Below are 19,649 nucleotides of genomic sequence, written 5' to 3' on the forward strand. Positions count from 1 at the left end.
TACTTTTTTAAGTAAGTTTTTCATATTAATCGCACCATCCCCCCAACTCCTCATGAGAGCATATTACACATGGCATTCTTATTGTTCTTTCTTATAAAAACCCAACAAATCCAATTCAAGATATAAAAAAATGCGGCCTAAATAGGCCGCATTTACTTTGCTTCGTCTTTTCAGACGGCCTTTTCAGGCCGTCTGAAAGTCAGATTACCATTGGTAACCAACTGCTGCGGTAGCACCGAAGTGACCACGTGAGTTGCCGGAAGCAGTACCTTTGATGATCCAGTTACCACCATCGGAGATGCTAGAGAAGCCGACAGCGTAACCGGTTTCACCGCGGTAGTGACCGCCACCGATAGCCAACATGCTCTTACCTGGCAAGTAGGCTTGTGGCAGACCGGCAGTAGCCAAGGCTTGAGCCACACCTGCACGGGCGTTGTTGTCAACCTTGTTCACATTGCTGTTCACATCGCCGAATTTTTGGTTCAGCTGGTCAACGTTAACCGCATCGGTACCTTTCTTACCTGGAGCAACATTTTGGATAGTAGTGTTGCCGGCATCGATACCACCTTGGTTGATGGTTACAGGACCTGCTTTCAGTTCGTTAGTAGTAACACTGTTAACGGTCAGATCAGGGTTCATGCTGACTTTCAGCGCATCGCCGTCTTTCTTAACGAAGATGTTTTGAACTTCTTTCTCTGAAGTCTTACCGGTTGCTTTGTCGAATACTTGGACTTTAGTACCCGCATCACCTTTAATCTGAATAGTGTTATTCAGTTTTTTGGAGATAGAGCCGTCAGTAGTACCAGTCTCGTCAACCAGACCGAAGGTGCCGTCAGCATCTTTACCATCTTTACCGTCTTTACCATCTTTCACGGTTGCAGTAGTAGTAGAGATGACTTTACCGTCTTTATCGAAGTTGTTGATAGTGATAGTAGAAGTACCTTTAGCTTCATCACGCTCAACTTTACCTTCAGCAGACTTACCGTTTTCACCTTTAGCACCAGTTGCACCAGTATCACCTTTAGCACCGTCTTTAACAACAGTAGTAGTAGTGTTACCGTTACCGTCTTTGATGGTTACAGTATGAGTACCGTCGCCGTTGTCTTTAACTTCAGCTTCAGCATTCTTACCGTCGGCACCAGTTGCACCGGTTGCACCATCTTTAACGACAGTAGTAGTGGTGTTACCGTTACCGTCTTTGATGGTTACAGTGTGAGTACCGTCGCCGTTGTCTTTAACTTCAGCTTCAGCGTTCTTACCGTTTTCACCAGTTGCACCGGTATCGCCTTTGGCACCAGTTGCACCGGTATCGCCTTTGGCACCAGTTGCACCGTCTTTAACGATAGTGGTAGTAGTTTTACCGTCACCGTCAACGATGGTCACTGTATGAGTACCGTCGCCATTGTCTTTAACATCGGCCTTGGCATTCTTACCATCGGCACCAGTTGCACCAGTATTACCAGCTTCACCTTTAGCACCAGTTGCACCGTCTTTAACGATGGTAGTAGTGGTGTTACCGTTACCGTCTTTGATGGTTACAGTGTGAGTACCGTTGCCGTTGTCTTTAACGTCGGCTTCAGCGTTCTTACCGTCTTTAACGATAGTGGTAGTAGTTTTACCGTCACCGTCAACGATGGTCACTGTATGAGTACCGTTGCCATTGTCTTTAACGTCGGCTTTAGCATTCTTACCGTCTTCACCTTTAGCACCAGTATCACCCTTAGCTGCAGCTGTACCATCTTTAACGATAGTAGTAGTGGTATTACCTTCACCATCAGTGATGGTTACAGTGTGAGTGCCGTTGCCGTTGTCTTTAACGTCAGCTTTAGCATTCTTACCGTCTGCACCAGTTGCACCGGTAGCGCCAGTTGCACCGTCTTTAACGATGGTAGTAGTGGTATTACCGTTACCGTCTTTGATGGTTACAGTGTGAGTGCCGTTGCCGTTGTCTTTAACGTCGGCTTCAGCGTTCTTACCGTCTTTAACGATAGTAGTAGTGGTATTACCTTCGCCATCAGTGATGGTTACAGTGTGAGTACCGTTGCCGTTGTCTTTAACGTCAGCTTTAGCGTTCTTACCATCTGCACCAGTTGCACCGTCTTTAACGATAGTAGTAGTAGTGTTACCGTTACCGTCTTTGATGGTTACAGTGTGAGTACCGTTGCCGTTGTCTTTAACATCGGCTTCAGCATTCTTACCGTCGGCACCAGTTGCACCGGTAGCGCCAGTTGCACCGTCTTTAACGATAGTAGTAGTAGTGTTACCGTTACCGTCTTTGATGGTTACAGTGTGAGTGCCGTTGCCGTTGTCTTTAACATCGGCTTCAGCGTTCTTACCATCGGCACCAGTTGCGCCGGTAGCACCAGTTGCACCATCTTTAAGGATGGTAGTAGTGGTATTACCGTTACCGTCTTTGATGGTTACAGTGTGAGTGCCGTTGCCGTTGTCTTTAACATCGGCTTCAGCGTTCTTACCATCTTTAATGATAGTAGTAGTGGTATTACCTTCGCCATCAGTGATGGTTACAGTGTGAGTGCCGTTGCCATTGTCTTTAACGTCGGCTTTAGCATTCTTACCGTCTACACCGTCTTTACCGTCTTTAACGATGGTAGTAGTGACTGAACCGGTACCAAGATCAGTAACAGTGATTGTATGGGTACCATCACCATTATCTACAACTTCACCTGTGATGCTGCTACCTTTTTCACCAGTGTCACCTTTATCGCCTTTATCGCCTTTAGCGCCGGCTTCACCTTGGTCACCTTTGTCGCCTTTTTCGCCTTTAGCGCCGGCTTCACCTTGGTCACCTTTGTCGCCTTTTTCGCCTTTAGCGCCGGCTTCACCTTGGTCACCTTTGTCGCCTTTTTCGCCTTTAGCGCCGGCTTCGCCTTGGTCACCTTTGTCGCCTTTTTCGCCTTTGGCACCGGCTTCACCTTGGTCACCTTTGTCGCCTTTTTCGCCTTTAGCGCCGGCTTCGCCTTGGTCACCTTTGTCGCCTTTTTCGCCTTTGGCACCGGCTTCGCCTTGGTCACCTTTATCGCCTTTATCGCCTTTAGCGCCGGCTTCACCTTGGTCACCTTTGTCGCCTTTTTCGCCTTTAGCGCCGGCTTCACCTTGGTCACCTTTGTCGCCTTTTTCGCCTTTAGCGCCGGCTTCGCCTTGGTCACCTTTGTCGCCTTTTTCGCCTTTAGCGCCGGCTTCGCCTTGGTCACCTTTGTCGCCTTTTTCGCCTTTGGCACCGGCTTCACCTTGGTCACCTTTGTCGCCTTTTTCGCCTTTGGCACCGGCTTCACCTTGGTCACCTTTGTCGCCTTTTTCGCCTTTGGCACCGGCTTCACCTTGGTCACCTTTGTCGCCTTTTTCGCCTTTGGCACCGGCTTCACCTTGGTCACCTTTGTCGCCTTTTTCGCCTTTGGCACCGGCTTCACCTTGGTCACCTTTGTCGCCTTTTTCGCCTTTAGCACCGGCTTCACCTTGGTCACCTTTGTCGCCTTTTTCGCCTTTAGCGCCGGCTTCACCTTGGTCACCTTTGTCGCCTTTTTCGCCTTTAGCTCCGTCTTTAATGATAGTGGTAGTGGTATTACCTTCGCCATCAGTGATGGTTACAGTGTGAGTGCCGTTGCCATTGTCTTTAACGTCGGCTTTAGCATTCTTACCGTCTACACCGTCTTTACCGTCTTTAACGATGGTAGTAGTGACTGAACCGGTACCAAGATCAGTAACAGTGATTGTATGGGTACCATCACCATTATCTACAACTTCACCTGTGATGCTGCTACCTTTTTCACCAGTGTCGCCTTTTTCGCCTTTAGCGCCGGCTTCGCCTTGGTCACCTTTGTCGCCTTTTTCGCCTTTAGCGCCGGCTTCGCCTTGGTCACCTTTGTCGCCTTTTTCGCCTTTGGCACCGGCTTCACCTTGGTCACCTTTGTCGCCTTTTTCGCCTTTAGCGCCGGCTTCGCCTTGGTCACCTTTGTCGCCTTTTTCGCCTTTGGCACCGGCTTCGCCTTGGTCACCTTTGTCGCCTTTTTCGCCTTTAGCGCCGGCTTCACCTTGGTCACCTTTGTCGCCTTTTTCGCCTTTAGCGCCGGCTTCACCTTGGTCACCTTTGTCGCCTTTTTCGCCTTTAGCGCCGGCTTCGCCTTGGTCACCTTTGTCGCCTTTTTCGCCTTTAGCGCCGGCTTCGCCTTGGTCACCTTTGTCGCCTTTTTCGCCTTTAGCGCCGGCTTCGCCTTGGTCACCTTTGTCGCCTTTTTCGCCTTTAGCGCCGGCTTCGCCTTGGTCACCTTTGTCGCCTTTTTCGCCTTTGGCACCGGCTTCACCTTGGTCACCTTTGTCGCCTTTTTCGCCTTTAGCGCCGGCTTCGCCTTGGTCACCTTTGTCGCCTTTTTCGCCTTTGGCACCGGCTTCGCCTTGGTCACCTTTGTCGCCTTTTTCGCCTTTAGCGCCGGCTTCGCCTTGGTCACCTTTGTCGCCTTTTTCGCCTTTAGCGCCGGCTTCGCCTTGGTCACCTTTGTCGCCTTTTTCGCCTTTAGCGCCGGCTTCACCTTGGTCACCTTTGTCGCCTTTTTCGCCTTTAGCGCCGGCTTCGCCTTGGTCACCTTTGTCGCCTTTTTCGCCTTTAGCGCCGGCTTCGCCTTGGTCACCTTTGTCGCCTTTTTCGCCTTTAGCGCCGGCTTCGCCTTGGTCACCTTTGTCGCCTTTTTCGCCTTTAGCGCCGGCTTCGCCTTGGTCACCTTTGTCGCCTTTTTCGCCTTTGGCACCGGCTTCACCTTGGTCACCTTTGTCGCCTTTTTCGCCTTTAGCGCCGGCTTCGCCTTGGTCACCTTTGTCGCCTTTTTCGCCTTTGGCACCGGCTTCGCCTTGGTCACCTTTGTCGCCTTTTTCGCCTTTAGCGCCGGCTTCGCCTTGGTCACCTTTGTCGCCTTTTTCGCCTTTAGCACCGGCTTCGCCTTGGTCACCTTTGTCGCCTTTTTCGCCTTTAGCGCCGGCTTCGCCTTGGTCACCTTTGTCGCCTTTTTCGCCTTTAGCACCGGCTTCACCTTGGTCACCTTTGTCGCCTTTTTCGCCTTTAGCGCCGGCTTCGCCTTGGTCACCTTTGTCGCCTTTTTCGCCTTTAGCACCGGCTTCACCTTGGTCACCTTTGTCGCCTTTTTCGCCTTTAGCGCCGGCTTCGCCTTGGTCACCTTTGTCGCCTTTTTCGCCTTTAGCGCCGGCTTCGCCTTGGTCACCTTTGTCGCCTTTTTCGCCTTTAGCGCCGGCTTCACCTTGGTCACCTTTGTCGCCTTTTTCGCCTTTAGCGCCGGCTTCGCCGTCTTTACCGTTCTTACCATCTTTTACGATAGTAGTAGTGATTGAACCATCATCTAAATTAGTAATAGTAATAGTGTGAGTACCGTTTTCGTTATTATCTTCAACTCCAACAGCTAAGCCGCGAGCGCTATCACCTTTTTCGCCGGTATCGCCTTTAGGGCCAGCAGGACCAGCATCACCTTTTTCGCCTTTAGCACCAGCAGGACCAGCATCACCTTTTTCGCCTTTAGGGCCAGCAGGACCAATATCGCCTTTTTCGCCTTTAGGGCCAGCAGGACCAGCATCACCTTTTTCGCCTTTAGCACCACCACCTACTACGCTCAGGGTGTATTCGTTAGTGCCGTTTGAAGTCATTTTCAGACCTTCACCAGCGATCAGTTTCAGGGTGTTATTGGCATTTGATTTAGGATCGTATTTGTATGTACCTGCAGCTGGTGAGCTACCGCTACCATCGTGGCCTTGGAATACAAATGGATTCAGATTTTCGATGCGGCTTGCTACGGCAAACAATTGAGAGCCGTTGATTGCATCGGTAGAAGTTTGAGAAATACGGCCTGCGGCAACGTTTTGGATTTGACGTTCTTTACCTTCAGAACCTACAGACAATACTGCGCCGTTGCCTAAGATGCTGGTTGCGCCTGCGAAACCGCCGTAAGTGTAGTTGCCAACAGTAGCGCTGTTAGTAGGTGCGAATGCGCTGGTTGTAGAGCCGTTACCCAGGGCTACGCTGTTTTCGAGAGTAGATTTAGCTTCTGTACCCAAAGCCAGAGTGTTTTTAGCTGTTGCTTGAGCACCGTTACCCAGAGCAGTTGCATATTCACCACCATTGGCTTTAGCGCCACGGCCCAATGCAATCGCTTGTTGAGAAGCAGCGTTACTTTGTACGCCCAAAGCTACTGAGTATTTACCAGTTGCTGTAGCAGCAGGACCGAATGCAGAAGCAGAAGTACCGTTCGCTACGGAACCGCGACCGATTGCGACGTCAGAACCTTGTTTCGCTTGAGCGTCGCCACCCAATGCTACTGCGCCGTTTGCCAGAGCTTGAGCGCGCTCACCGATGGCTGTAGCTACGATACCGGTTGCTTGAGATTCTGTACCGATTGCCATTGCCGAACCGGCATTATTTACTACGCCGTCGCCATCAGAACCGGTAGAAGTACCATTTGCTGTAGCACCATAACCTACTGCAACGTCAGCAGCTTTAGAAGCATTTGATTTAGAACCTACTGCAATAGAGTTATTACCAACGGCTTTAGCAGCAGTACCTGCTTTATTACTTCCAGTACCATCCATCGCACCGCCAATAGCCACAGAGTTAGTACCTACAGCTTGAGCAGATGCACCACCAGCAAATGAGCCTTCGCCATTTGCTTGAGACAATACGCCGATAGCGGTAGCACGGTGAGCAGTTGATTCAGCATAAGCACCGATACCAATTGCGTTATCGCCTCTAGAAACCGCTTTAGTACCGACAGCAATGGAGTTATTGTTAGACGCAGTAGCAGTTTGACCCACGGCAATAGAGTTAGACTCAGCAGCAGTAGCGTTAGAACCTACAGCAACTGCAGCTTCTTTATTGGCTTGCGCATATGGACCAACTGCAACTGTCAGATTACCTTCTGCTTTTGTATATGAACCAACGCCGATAGCTTGAATACCTGACGCATTTGCGCTAGTACCTGCTGCAATCGCGTGGTCTTGTTTTGCTACGCTATCTTTACCGACAGCAATCGCATTGGTCCAAGCGCCATGAGCGTTATTACCAATCGCGATAGAATCTTGATGTGAAGCATCTGCATGCGTACCCACTGCAACAGCCGCAGCACTTGCATGAGAATTATCACCGATAGCGGTTGCAAATTGTGCGTCAGCAGTTGCACGGTTACCGTATGCACTTGCGGAGTCTTGAGTAGCAGTCGCACGGTTACCTACTGCAGTCGCACGGATTTGAGTTGCTTGGGCTACGTTACCAATTGCAATAGAAGCTTCACCACTTGCAATAGAGCTTACACCGATTGCAGTTGAAGCACCTTTGGTTGCTTGGTTGTTGTTACCTACAGCCAATGCAGAGTTTGCGGTCGCAGTATTATTAGCACCGATCGCAGTTGTACCCCACTCATTATTAGTTGTGTTTTGATAGCCTACAACAATAGAGTTTTGGCCAACGTTGTTACTTCCGTTATAAGTGCCATTTGGAGAAATATTAACTGCAGAATTTCCAAGATCCACTCCAGCTTGAGCAGCGCCTGAAGCCATCAAGGCACCTGCCGCTGCAACTGCAGCAGCTACGGCTTTACGCTTATCGGAAGCGGATTTTTTGCCGTGTGCATGGCTGATTTCGGAAACCGCGGTCCATGTCTGGGTCGCGTGATTCCAAATAACTTTAAAGACTTTATTCATATCGATTTTCCTGTAAGGGGTTTGATTTCTTTTGGGACGTGTTGCTCGGCTGTAAACCGCCTGTCCACACATTTGCCGCATTTCAGAGTTTCCCCTTTATGCGGTTTCATGCCGTAATCTCCTGTATGCAATTCCCGTGCCAAAAGTCTCCATTCGGCCGAATAGCAGCTAAAAGCCTGTTTTAAGGGATTTTATGCTGATACATTTTGAGAAGCTTGTGAAGTTTGGGAAACGATGTGCCGTTTTTTGTCAGCTTGTTTCTTAACAAGTCACTTTTTGTCAGCTTCTTTCAATGCATTCGGAATCCTTGTCCAAATTTTATATGCGTTTGGTTTCGCAAATCAACTCTTCCGATAAAGTGTTACTTTTTCGGCCTCAACGGTCATGCCCGTTAAATTTACTTGTTGCTTTTTTTAAACGGTTTTTCTAGCTGTTTGATTTTACTTTTTTATTCTCAAACAATAATGATTAATAAATAATATATGATTTAAATAGTTTCTTTAGTGATAGATTTAAGTATGGGCTTTTATTTAGAGAATTAATGAAATTTGTATTGAAGATCGGCTTAAAACGTGTGATAGGTTTGTATGGCCTGTTTTCAGACGGCCTTTGACGTTTCCTAACATATAAATAGTGAACAAATGATACGAATTTATGCGCTATTAAGCCGATGGACAGCGTTAAAAAGGCAAGTGTAAAACTTGCCTTTACGTTTGGGATTTGTTTGTTCTCTATTGTAGAAAACTGTGTTGTTTTTCAGACGGCCTTACCAACGGAATGTTTGGGTCACGCCTGCGGAAGCGCCGTTGTTGCCGGCATAGCCGTAGCCGCCGGTATGGCTGGAGGCGCAGGCGGTGAGTGTGGCGAGGGTAAGGATGAGGAGGATGTGTTTCATGTTTTTTTTTCTCTGAGTGGGTTGGTTTTAGACTTGGGCGTTGTGTTGCCGTATTAATCGGACGGACTGGGGCTTGGTTGCTTTGTCCTGATTTGCAGTGAGACCGCTAAATTGTTTGATGATTGAAAAGGCCGTCTGAAAACTGGTTTCACGATATTGAAACTTTGTTTTCAGACGGCCTTTATTTTATATCAGCTTATTAGTGGCGGAAATGGCGGATGCCGGTTACGACCATGGCGATGCCGTGTTCGTCCGCTGCGTCAAAGACTTCTTGGTCGCGCATGGAGCCTGCCGGATGGATGATGGCTTTGATGCCCTGCTCGGCAATGACATCTACGCCGTCGCGGAATGGGAAGAAGGCATCGGAAGCGGCACATGCGCCGTTGAGGTCGAGATTGGCATCTTGCGCTTTGCGGGCGGCGATGCGGGTGCTGTCCACGCGGCTCATTTGGCCTGCGCCGATGCCGTAGGTTTGACCGCCTTTGCCGAAGACGATGGCGTTGGATTTGACGTATTTTGCGACGTTCCAGACAAACATCAGGTCGTTCCATTCCTGCTCGGTCGGTTGGCGTTTGGAGACGACTTTCAAATCGGCGCGGTTGATGCGATGGATGTCGGGGGTTTGTACCAACAGTCCGCCGCCGACGCGTTTGAGTTCAAAGCGGTTGGCTCCTGCTTCAAGCGGCACTTCCAATACGCGCACGTTTTTCTTGGCTGCGGCGATTTCGAGGGCTTCGGCGGTAAACTTCGGCGCCATGAGGACTTCCATAAATTGGTTGTCGGTAATTTGTTTGACGGTTTCGCCGTCCACTTCGCGGTTGAAGGCGATGATGCCGCCGAATGCGCTGGTGGTGTCGGTGGCGTAGGCGAGTTTGTAGGCATCCAGGGTATTGGAGGCGATGGCGACGCCGCACGGATTGGCGTGTTTCACAATCACGCAGGCTGGCGCGTCAAAGGATTTGACGGCTTCCCATGCGGCATCGGCATCGGCGATGTTGTTGTAAGACAATTCTTTGCCTTGCAGCTGTTTGTAGGCGGAAAGGCTGCCTGCGGCTGGGTAAATATCGCGGTAGAACGCGGCGCGTTGGTGCGGATTTTCGCCGTAGCGCATGTCTTGCACTTTAATCCAGCTTTGGTTGAACTGGCTTGGGAATTCGCCGATTTTGGGCTGGCTGCTCAAGACGTCGTCTGAAAGCGAGGTCAGATAGTTGGAAATCATGCCGTCGTATTGGGCGGTATGGCTGAATGCTTTGCGTGAGAGGTTGAAACGGGTTTTGTCGCTCAATGCGCCGTTGTTGGCTTCGAGTTCGGCGGCGATGGCCGGGAAATCGGCGGTGTCGGTAACGATGGCGACGTGTTTCCAGTTTTTCGCGGCAGAGCGCACCATGGTCGGGCCGCCGATGTCGATGTTTTCAATCGCGTCTTCCAGTGTGCAGTTTGGTTTGGCGATGGTGGCGGCGAAGGGGTAGAGGTTGACGCACACGAGGTCGATATTGCCGATGCCGTGTTCTTCCATCTTGGCGACGTGTTCGTCCAAATCGCGACGGCCGAGGATGCCGCCGTGGATTTTCGGATGCAGGGTTTTCACGCGGCCGTCGAGCATTTCGGGAAAACCGGTATAGTCGGCGACTTCGATAACGGGAACGCCTGCATCAGCCAAGAGCTTTGCTGTACCGCCGGTAGAGAGGATTTCAACACCGAGCTTGGTCAGGGTTTGGGCAAATTCGACTGCGCCTGTCTTGTCGGACAGGCTGATCAGGGCGCGTTTGATGGAAGACATTTGGATTTCCTTTGTTGAAGGTTTAATCGATATGGGATGAATTTTCAGGGCGGTATTATCCGCTATTTTCGCCTTTTTGGCAGTAGGTTTTTATAGATATTGTTGACAATTTTATTGTAAAAGGCCGTCTGAAACTTGGTTTCAGACGGCCTGATGTTTTTGCCTATTTAAATCCCATTTTCTTCGCCACGCATACTGCGCCTGCCATGCCTGCGCATAAGGGCATGAGCAAGGCAACGGGGGCGTAGGTGAGTTCTAAAACAAAGACGATGGCCGTCAGGGGCATTTTGAGGGAAACGCCGAGGAAAACGGCGGCGCCGACAACGGCCGCGCTTTCGGACGACATGGCAGGAAAGAAAGTATTCCATGCGGCTGCGGTGGCAAAGGCGATGGTACTGCCGAGCATCATGGACGGGGTAATCAGGCCGCCGTATGCGCCTGCCGCCAGCGCCATCAAGACGACCAGCCATTTGACGGCGGTCAGCTCAAGACTGTGTTGCCAGTCGGTCATGCCGCCAAAGGTCAATTGGTTGCCTGCTTTGCCGTTGCCCAAAATTTCGGGGAACCAAACGGCAATCGCGCCGATGAGTGCAAACATACAGACGGCCAAGGGAATGATTTTGATGTTGTCGCGCTTGATAAAGGGGAATTTTTGGGCGGTGCGCTGGAAAAAGACGGCGGTTGCGCCCAGTATCGGGCCGATGATGGCGGAAAACCAAAGTAATGAGGTGTTGATGGAAAGGTTGGCCGGATGATATTGCTGTACGTCGCCCAAGCCGATGCGTGCGACGGCGGTGGCGATGACGGAAGTCAGCAATGCAGCGGCGACGGCTTGCTGCGTCCATACGCCCAGCATGGCTTCGAGGATGAAAAGTGTGGAGGCAAGCGGCACGTTATACACGGCCGCCAAACCTGCACCCGAGGCACACGCGATGACCAGCCTTGCATCGTCTTCGTTCATCCCGAAACGGTTGACGCCGACTGAAGCGAAAGCGGCGGTCATTTCGCGCGGCGCAACTTCTCGGCCGAGCGGCGAACCCAGCCCGACGGTGATGATTTGCAACAGGGCATGGCTGACGGTTTCAAAAAACGGAAAACCGGCAAGCGGATTTTTAACCACGGCTTTGATACCCGGTTGCGGCCTGCCGTAGCGTTTGAGCAACCACCACCCCAAGCCGACCACCACGCCGCAAAAGGCCACGACCACGATACGCCGCGCAGGACTTGCCTGCGCTACGCCCTCTCGGAATGAAACGTATAGGCCGTCTGAACCGTAACCATAGGCAAGATGTTGAATTGTATGCATGATTTCGGTTAATACAATGCCGACCATGCCGCCGATGATGCCGGTAATGATGAGGGCGACCCAGAGTTTATGAGTGTCTTTCACGGGTTTTGACTTGAGGTAGTAATGGTTTGATCAAAGCGTTTTTCGGGGAAACTATTGTCCGCCCAAGGGATAGTTTTTGGGGGCAACGTGGGTTTTGCCGTTATAAGGGAAAATATATTTCTGATTTTTATAATTTTTCTTTCCTGATACGCCGCTGAGTTTTGCAGTCAACGCCCATACGCCGGATACGGCAGGACGGCTTTTGTCAAAAGCAATTTTGGCTTCCAGGCTGACAAACGTGTCTTCGCAGAGGCGTTTTTCGCGCCCTTTATATTCATCGCAATTGCCGTAATATGCGCCGTTATCGTTACCGCTGATCATGACACTGTTGCGGATTCGGTTGCTATCATCGGTAAACAGGAAGTTTTGCGAAGTCGTCGTGTCGCCTTGGCCTGTATAACTTGATTCGGCAACATAGCCCCAGTTTTGCGCGCCTACCTGAACAAACTTCCACGCCTTATTCTCCGGCGGCTCGCCCCATGCGCCGATTTTATCTTTTCCGTGCTGTTTGATTGCCCACTTGCCGTCTGCTTTTTCCAAAACAAACAATTCTGCCAGACCGGAAGAAGCATGAGCGTCTTGTTTTACTTTTTGTTCCATATCGTAGGCAAAACCTGTGTACAACACATAGCGCGCGGCTTTGCCGTTGCGTGTTACGGTATGGTCGGCGACAGGTTTCATGCAATACATGATGTTGTCAGATGCTGTCTCACTGTCTTTCGGCGGCTTGGCGAGCTGGCATTTGTGCGCGGCAAGCGGTCGGTTGTAATACTTGGCAATGACGGCCTGTACGGCGGCTTTGTCGTTATCGGGTGCAGCCGACGCCAAAACGGGGCAGGCAAGCAAAAGCAGGGAGATAATGCGTTTCATAGAAATTTTCCCAAAATGTTTTATTGAAAAAAGTACTGCTTACTTCAGGCCGTCTGAAACCGTTTTCAGACGGCCTTTTTGTGTTTGTTGCTGACACGCGCCAACATACCGGCGACAAAAGTGGACGCAATAACGACGGTAATGCCCATCGCAGACATAGCGCTTAAATGTTCGCCCAAAATTAACACCGCCATGATAACGCCGATGACAGGCTCAAGCGAAATCAGCAGGCCGGAGACGTTGGCAGGGACTTTGTTCATGCCTTTGTTCCACAACAGATAGGCAAGCCAACTGCAACCGATCCCCATATATAAAATCGACAGCGTACCGCCCCATGACCAGTTGATTTGATAACTGTCTGCCAACACCAGCGAAAACGGCAGGCACAACAGCGCCGCCGCCGCCATGGAAGCCGCAGTAAATGCGGGCGCACCGATACGGGCAATCATTTTTTGGCTCGGGCGTATCACGCCGGCGAAACCGAACCCCGCGAGCAAAATCAGCAAACAGCCGAACCAGTCAATCGTACCGCCCTCTTCCGCACCGCCCAATACCATCATGCCCACGCCGGCAAATGCCGCCGCGCAGCAAATCCAGTGGTACAGTTTGGCTTTGTCGTTGAAGAAGAAATGACCGACAAAGACGACCAGCAAAGGTTCCAGCCCGACCATGGTAATCGCGCTGGCGGCAGATGTGTATTTCAAACCGATAAACTGGAGCATCAAAACGACAACGTAGTTGACAAAGGAAATCCACAACAAGGGCTTCCACTCGCTCCGCGGAATCCTGCCCAAATGACGGCGGCACGACGGCACCATCAACGCGGCAATCAACAAACGCGCCTCGACCATCAGCGCCGGGTCGATCATCTCGTAAGAATACTTGGCAGCGATAAAAGAGCTGCCCCAAATCAGCAGGGCAAGTATTTGATAGAACATGGTCCGACCTTTTAAAAAGGGTTAATCGTTTCTTCTCTATATTTATTATTCAGACGGCCTGGAGGGTTGGCCTTTTTTTTATTTTGTCTGCGTCAGCGAATCCAAAAAGTCGAAGAGTTTGGCATTCATTTCACTGAAATCCGCCGCTTCGATTTTATCCGGATGTTGGATATAAGTTTGGGCTTGGCTTTGTTCGGCCACATTGTCGCGCCCGTCCGCCGCAATCAGCAGCCCGACGGCTTCGCGGTCAAACTCCAAATGGGCCTGGAAGGCATAATGTTTGGGCGCAAAACGGATAATCTGGCGCGGACAGCCTTTGCTGGTTGCCAACACAACCGCCTCATCCGTCAAACCGGGCATATCACCGTGCCAATGGCCGGTATTCAGGGTTTTGCCCAACAGGGAAACATGGGCATCCGCCAAACCTTCCGCCGTCAGCTCAATCGGATAAATGCCGATTTCACGCTCAGGGCTGCGCGTGTGTCGCGCGCCGTAGGCAACGGATAAAAGCTGCGCACCCAAACACACGCCGACAATATATTTATCCGCCGCCATCGCCTGACGCATCAGGCGCAGCTCGGATTGGGGGTCGTAATACGGGAATGCCTGCCTGTCTTCATCAGGCGATTGCGGCCCGCCCATCACAATCAAAAAATCTATATCGTCCACATTGTCAGGCAGGGCTTCCCTTTCGTACACTTTGGTTGCACTGATGTTATGTCCGCGCCATTGCGCCCATTTCAAATATGCGCCCGGCACTTCAAATGCCTCGTGCAGGATGAAATGGATATTTAATTTATTCGGATTTTGCATTGTTATTTCTCCTTCGACCGTCAGGACGAGTTGCCATGCCGCATTACAGCATACCGTGCTGTTGTAATTTTTTACGCAGGGTATTGCGGTTCAAACCCAAAATGACCGCCGCTTTAGACTGGTTGCCGCCGCATTGCTCCATCACGCAGGCAAGCATCGGCTTTTCCACTTGATGCAACACCATATCATACACGCCGCAAGGTTCCGTACCATCCAAGTCTTTGAAGTATTGTCGTAAGTTTTGTTCAATACATTGCGTAATGTCAGTCGTCTTTTGATTCATCGTGATTGTCTTTCTTTAGATTTGTTTTTAAATGATGAGGCCGTCCGAAACTCTTCAGCCTTCCCGATAGTGGCATACCCAGTGGTCGGTTTTCTCTGAAAGCGTCTCAAGATAGGCGGCAAGGGTGTCGTATTGTACTGAGGCGCTGTCCAAGCGGTTGATTTCTCGGCGTGTTTGCTCGCCGTCGGGCATTTCGTCGATATACCAGCCTATGTGTTTGCGTGCGATGCGTACGCCGGCAATTTCGCCATAAAATTCATGCATGGCGCGGATGTGGTTCAAAATGGTGGCGTTGCATTCTGCCAAGCTCAAGGCCGGCGGCAAAACGCCGTGTTCGGCATAATGTTTTAAATCACGGAAAAGCCACGGACTGCCTTGTGCGCCGCGCCCTATCATGATGCCGTCTGCGGCGGTTTGCTTGAGGACGGCGGCGGCTTTTTGCGGCGAAGTAATATCGCCGTTGACCCAAACGGGAATGTTCAGACGGCCTTTGGTTTCGGCAATCAGTTCGTAACGCGCTTCACCTTTGTACATCTGCGTACGGGTGCGGCCATGGATGGCAAGGGCTGCAATACCTGATTCTTCGGCGATTTTGGCGATGGTCGGCAAGTTTTGATGTTCGTCGTGCCAGCCCAAACGGGTTTTGAGGGTAACGGGTACGTCCACCGCGTTGACAACGGCTTTCAAGATTTCGGCAACCAAAGGCTCGTTTTGCATCAATGCGCTGCCTGCCTGCACATTGCAGACTTTTTTGGCCGGACAGCCCATGTTTATATCAATGACCTGAGCGCCCAAGCCGACGTTATACCGCGCGGCTTCCGCCATCTGCTGCGGATCGCTGCCGGCAATCTGCACGGCCACCACTCCGCCCTCGCCTTCAAAATCGCTGCGGCGCAAGGTTTTTTTGGTATGGCGCAAGCTCGGATCGCTGGTCAGCATTTCGCACACCGCCCACCCTGCGCCAAACTCGCGGCAAATCCGGCGGAACGGTTTGTCCGTAATGCCTGCCATGGGGGCGAGTGCGATGGGGTTGTCAATGAAATAACCGCTGATGTACATGATGTGTGCGCCAAATTGAAAGGGCTGAAATTGTACAATTTTTAAGCAACTTTTCCAATCGTATTTACATGTTGCACAATGAAAAAGGCCGTCTGAAACTGGGTTTCAGACGGCCTTTTCAGACAAAACATTTAAATAAACAACATAACAACCATCTGCACTGCGGCCTGAATCATGGCGATAATCGGCCAAATCAGTTTGGCCAGCAGGCCGGTAAACAACAGGATCAGGATAATCCATGTACCGTATGGCTCGATTTTACGGAACTGCATGGACTGCTTGGCATTAAGGAAGGTATCAATAAAAATACCGCCGTCCCAAGGCAAAATCGGAATCAGGCTGAATGCGACCCAAATCGAGTTCACCATCACGCCGTAACCTGCCATCTGCACCAATGGCGCTTGATAAGACTCAGGCACATACGCAGAAAATACGACGACAAAGCCCCAAAAGAACGCCAAAATCAGATTGGCAATCGGACCTGAAATCGACACCCAACGCCACGCGCGGCGCGGATCACGGAAATTGCGCGAATCAATGGGCATAGGACGCGCCCAACCAAACAAAAAACTGCCTATCATCAGACACACCAGCGGCACGACAATCGTACCTACAGGGTCGATGTGCGGCAGCGGATTGAGGGTCAAACGCCCAAGCTGCTCGCCGGTATGGTCGCCCCAATAACGCGCCGTATAACCGCGTGCCACTTCGCGCACGGTAATGGCCAACAACACGGGCAATACTGCCAGCAAAAATACGCCTAAATCAAAATTTGCAAACATGTTTTTCCTTATCAAACACGCCGTCTGAAAACAGAAAATATCCTTTCAGACAGCCCGAGGCTTTAATCGTCTTCTTTTTTATTCGAACTGAAAAACTCTTTCAGCTCTTTCCAAGTAATACCCTTACCTTGCGGATTCAATTTGAAGACCGGTTTGCCGTAATTGCTGTACACACTGTCGCCGATAATATTAATGGCCTTATGTGTGCCGTTGATTTGCATATACATGCGGGAAGCCAACATGCGGCCTTTGCGGTCGAGATAATAGTCGACAACAAGATTGTTACCGAATATCCGCTGGACGCTAAGTGGCTGGTTATCACTTATGTTGACAGACATACTGAAAAATTCCCGCGCATTTTTATAATCTTCTTCTGTTGACCCTGGTTGAGGCGTTTTCTGTAATTTCGACAATTCTTCATCAAAAGCCTTAGCCATTGCCTTCATTACGACAGAATCATACTCCGGTTTCATGACATGACGTACACGATAGCGTGCATGGTTTGCCTTACCAAAGGCATCCATTTCTTTAAATACATATGCATCGGCAGGCATAGCCTTATTGGCACTCAAAAAAGCACGTACTCCCGCCTCTGCAACATGATCAAAAGGCATACGTTTCGAATCACCGATTTCTTTCAAACTCAATTTTAAAGGTTCTTTGATTAAACGTTTACCGATTTTCTCATCGGTGTACACACTAATAATGGCAGCAGCACTGGCGGGCGGATCTATATAAATTTCCCATTTTTCCGCATCCAGTTTCATAGGAAGTTTGATACTAAGTTTTTCATTGTGGTTGTTGATGGTCAATTCAGGAATCAACTCAAATTGACGCGTTGACAAATCAACTGCCGACTCATAATTCAGATGAACCCCTTCTATATAACTGGATATGGCAGGATATTTATCCAGATAATCAACGGCAACTTGTGCGATATTGCCGTCCGGCAAGGCATCAAGCATTGCAGTGCGGAACTCAGCCTCTTCTCGTTCAGAAAACTCCTGCTTCAAAGCAGCGTCGTCTTCTTGAGCAACCTTCATAGAGGCTGCCGTCTCCCCCTCTTTGGCTTTGGCATCCTCTGCTTTCGCTTCGGCTTTCTTTTCCACCTTTTCATCTGCCAATACAGCTTCAGCCAATGGGCTGATATATATTCGAGAGCTGCCTGTGATGTTAAAGCTGCGGTCTTCTTTTAAAATACGGTCATTGGAAATCGACATGACCTCGTGTGCGGTTTTGTGATCCAAATTACTGCACGCGCTCAAACCAAATGCCGCAGCAATGGCCAAACCAATTATCTTCTTCATTCTGCCCAACCTTTTTGACGAAATGATTTCATTAGCACAATTTAACACAAGGCACCGATTCCATAAAGGCTTTCCAACGGCATGATTTATTGCTTCTCGCTATCATGCCCAATTCGAGCACCCCATTTATTTCAAGCCTAAAGGCCGTCTGAAACTTCAAATCCAGTTTCAGACGGCCTTTGATTTCCTATTTAAAATGTTTCAGCTGTTTTACAGGCTGTAATACATTTCAAATTCCAGCGGATGCGGCGCCATGCGGATACGGCGTACGTCTTCCTCTTTGAAGGCGATGTAGCTGTCGATCCAGTCTTTGCTGAACACGCCGCCGCGCAGGAGGAATTCGTGGTCGGCTTTGAGGGCGGCGAGGGCTTCTTCCAAAGAAGCGCAAACGGTCGGCACCAATGCATCTTCTTCTGGCGGCAGGTCGTACAGGTTTTTATCGGCAGGGTCGCCCGGATGGATTTTGTTTTGAATACCGTCCAAACCGGCCATCAACAAAGCGGCAAACGCCAAGTATGGGTTGGCGGTCGGGTCAGGGAAACGCGCTTCGATGCGGCGTGCTTTGCTGCTGTTCACAGACGGAATGCGGATGGAAGCGGAACGGTTTTTAGCAGAATATGCCAGTTTGGTCGGTGCTTCAAAGTGCGGCACGAGGCGTTTGTAGGAGTTGGTGGACGGATTGGTAATCGCGTTCAGGGCTTTGGCGTGTTTGATGATGCCGCCGATGTAATAAAGGGCGGTATCGGACAAACCGGCATAGCCGTCGCCTGCGAACAGGTTTTGACCGTCTTTCCAAATGGATTGGTGGACGTGCATACCGCTGCCGTTGTCACCCATAATCGGTTTAGGCATAAATGTAGCGGTTTTGCCGAAGTTGTGGGCAACGTTTTGAATCACGTATTTCATGTCTTGGGTTTGGTCGGCGCGTTTAACCAAAGTGGCAAAACGGGTGCCGATTTCCATTTGGCTGCCGGTACCGACTTCGGCGTGATGCACTTCCACTTCGATGCCGAGTTCTTCCAAAACATTGACCATGGCAGAACGCAGGTCTTGACCGCAGTCAATCGGCGCAACAGGTGCGTAACCGCCTTTGACGGTCGGGCGGTGGCCGGTGTTTTGACCGTCCAAATGCAGGCCGCTTGACCATGCGCCGCTTTCGGAAGTGATTTCGTAACGGGTTTTGTGCATATCGGTTTCAAATTCTACGCCGTCAAAAACGAAGAATTCAGGCTCGGGGCCGAAATAGGCGGTGTCGCCGATACCGGAAGATTTCAAATAGGCTTCGGCGCGGCGCGCGATAGAACGTGGGTCGCGGTCATAGCCTTGGCCGTCGGCCGGGTCGATAACGTCGCAGGTAAAGACAACAGTGGTATCGTCATAGAAAGGATCAACGAAGGCTGTAGCCGCATCGGGACGCAACTGCATATCGGAAGCCTGAATACCTTTCCAGCCGCCGATGGACGAACCGTCAAACGCTTGACCGTTTTCAAACCATTCTTCGGGATCGTCGAGGACGATGCGGGCGGGGATGGTAAAGTGGTGCTGCTTGCCTTTGGTATCGGTAAAGCGCAAATCTACGAAGCGGGCTTCGCTTTCTTCAATCAGTTTTACAGCGTCTTTGATGGACATCTTCAGCTCCTGAGGGAATGGGTTTAAGTTGTTATTCTACCACGGTAAGGCCGTCTGAAATACATCAGGGCACCCGTTTTTACGCAATGAAATATAGTTTCAGACTGTTTAATTGTCAACAATTTTACATTACGCTTTCTTAACATAAAGACCGCTATAATAAGCACTCTTTTCTTTTGTTTTTTCAGACCCG

At 50.3% G+C, this 19,649-nt stretch carries 12 protein-coding genes; all 12 read right to left on the minus strand.

Features of this window, described 5'->3' with window-relative positions; genetic code table 11:
- Nucleotides 1-204: 204 nt before the first annotated feature.
- A complete protein-coding gene (locus CYJ98_RS07090; protein WP_317869911.1) occupies nt 205-7,710 on the minus strand; it encodes a YadA-like family protein in 7,506 nt (2,501 codons plus the stop codon).
- Between the two features lie 766 nt (nt 7,711-8,476).
- Nucleotides 8,477-8,605, minus strand: coding sequence for a hypothetical protein (locus CYJ98_RS07095; protein ID WP_256388401.1), 129 nt, complete (start codon nt 8,603-8,605; stop codon nt 8,477-8,479).
- Nucleotides 8,606-8,804: 199 nt separating this feature from the next.
- The gene (gene purH / locus CYJ98_RS07100; RefSeq protein ID WP_101755952.1) at nt 8,805-10,385 is read right to left on the minus strand and encodes a bifunctional phosphoribosylaminoimidazolecarboxamide formyltransferase/IMP cyclohydrolase; all 1,581 of its coding nucleotides are present in this window, start codon (nt 10,383-10,385) and stop codon (nt 8,805-8,807) included.
- A 163-nt stretch (nt 10,386-10,548) separates the two neighbouring features.
- On the minus strand, nt 10,549-11,718 hold the full coding sequence (locus CYJ98_RS07105; RefSeq protein WP_180947879.1) for a chloride channel protein: 1,170 nt from the start codon (nt 11,716-11,718) through the stop codon (nt 10,549-10,551).
- 108 nt (nt 11,719-11,826) lie between these two features.
- The gene (locus CYJ98_RS07110) at nt 11,827-12,645 is read right to left on the minus strand and encodes a hypothetical protein (protein WP_101755953.1); all 819 of its coding nucleotides are present in this window, start codon (nt 12,643-12,645) and stop codon (nt 11,827-11,829) included.
- 65 nt (nt 12,646-12,710) lie between these two features.
- Nucleotides 12,711-13,583: a DMT family transporter gene (locus tag CYJ98_RS07115; protein WP_101755954.1), complete on the minus strand. Its 873-nt coding sequence runs from the start codon at nt 13,581-13,583 to the stop codon at nt 12,711-12,713.
- Nucleotides 13,584-13,661: 78 nt separating this feature from the next.
- Nucleotides 13,662-14,396, minus strand: coding sequence for a glutamine amidotransferase-related protein (locus tag CYJ98_RS07120; protein WP_101755955.1), 735 nt, complete (start codon nt 14,394-14,396; stop codon nt 13,662-13,664).
- A gap of 43 nt (nt 14,397-14,439) precedes the next feature.
- Nucleotides 14,440-14,679: a Fis family transcriptional regulator gene (locus CYJ98_RS07125; RefSeq protein ID WP_101755956.1), complete on the minus strand. Its 240-nt coding sequence runs from the start codon at nt 14,677-14,679 to the stop codon at nt 14,440-14,442.
- A gap of 54 nt (nt 14,680-14,733) precedes the next feature.
- Entirely contained in the window at nt 14,734-15,738 is a 1,005-nt protein-coding gene (dusB, locus tag CYJ98_RS07130) for a tRNA dihydrouridine synthase DusB (protein WP_101755957.1), read from the minus strand.
- Nucleotides 15,739-15,869: 131 nt separating this feature from the next.
- Complete coding sequence (locus tag CYJ98_RS07135) at nt 15,870-16,520, minus strand: site-2 protease family protein (protein WP_101755958.1); 651 nt, start codon at nt 16,518-16,520, stop codon at nt 15,870-15,872.
- A gap of 62 nt (nt 16,521-16,582) precedes the next feature.
- On the minus strand, nt 16,583-17,827 hold the full coding sequence (locus CYJ98_RS07140) for a hypothetical protein (RefSeq protein WP_101755959.1): 1,245 nt from the start codon (nt 17,825-17,827) through the stop codon (nt 16,583-16,585).
- Between the two features lie 210 nt (nt 17,828-18,037).
- On the minus strand, nt 18,038-19,456 hold the full coding sequence (gene glnA, locus CYJ98_RS07145) for a type I glutamate--ammonia ligase (RefSeq protein WP_101755960.1): 1,419 nt from the start codon (nt 19,454-19,456) through the stop codon (nt 18,038-18,040).
- Between the last annotated feature and the right edge of the window lie 193 nt (nt 19,457-19,649).

Source organism: Neisseria perflava (assembly GCF_002863305.2).
Lineage (GTDB): Bacteria > Pseudomonadota > Gammaproteobacteria > Burkholderiales > Neisseriaceae > Neisseria > Neisseria perflava_A.

Excerpts from the sequence above, each read along its gene's own strand:
- CYJ98_RS07125 (WP_101755956.1), bottom strand. The coding sequence starts at position 14,679 with ATGAATCAAAAGACGACTGACATTACGCAATGTATTGAACAAAACTTA.
- CYJ98_RS07135 (WP_101755958.1), bottom strand. The coding sequence starts at position 16,520 with ATGTTTGCAAATTTTGATTTAGGCGTATTTTTGCTGGCAGTATTGCCC.
- CYJ98_RS07140 (WP_101755959.1), bottom strand. The coding sequence starts at position 17,827 with ATGAAGAAGATAATTGGTTTGGCCATTGCTGCGGCATTTGGTTTGAGC.
- dusB (WP_101755957.1), bottom strand. The coding sequence starts at position 15,738 with ATGTACATCAGCGGTTATTTCATTGACAACCCCATCGCACTCGCCCCC.
- CYJ98_RS07095 (WP_256388401.1), bottom strand. The coding sequence starts at position 8,605 with ATGAAACACATCCTCCTCATCCTTACCCTCGCCACACTCACCGCCTGC.
- CYJ98_RS07105 (WP_180947879.1), bottom strand. The coding sequence starts at position 11,718 with ATGGTCGGCATTGTATTAACCGAAATCATGCATACAATTCAACATCTT.
- CYJ98_RS07115 (WP_101755954.1), bottom strand. The coding sequence starts at position 13,583 with ATGTTCTATCAAATACTTGCCCTGCTGATTTGGGGCAGCTCTTTTATC.
- CYJ98_RS07110 (WP_101755953.1), bottom strand. The coding sequence starts at position 12,645 with ATGAAACGCATTATCTCCCTGCTTTTGCTTGCCTGCCCCGTTTTGGCG.
- CYJ98_RS07120 (WP_101755955.1), bottom strand. The coding sequence starts at position 14,396 with ATGCAAAATCCGAATAAATTAAATATCCATTTCATCCTGCACGAGGCA.
- glnA (WP_101755960.1), bottom strand. The coding sequence starts at position 19,456 with ATGTCCATCAAAGACGCTGTAAAACTGATTGAAGAAAGCGAAGCCCGC.
- CYJ98_RS07090 (WP_317869911.1), bottom strand. The coding sequence starts at position 7,710 with ATGAATAAAGTCTTTAAAGTTATTTGGAATCACGCGACCCAGACATGG.
- purH (WP_101755952.1), bottom strand. The coding sequence starts at position 10,385 with ATGTCTTCCATCAAACGCGCCCTGATCAGCCTGTCCGACAAGACAGGC.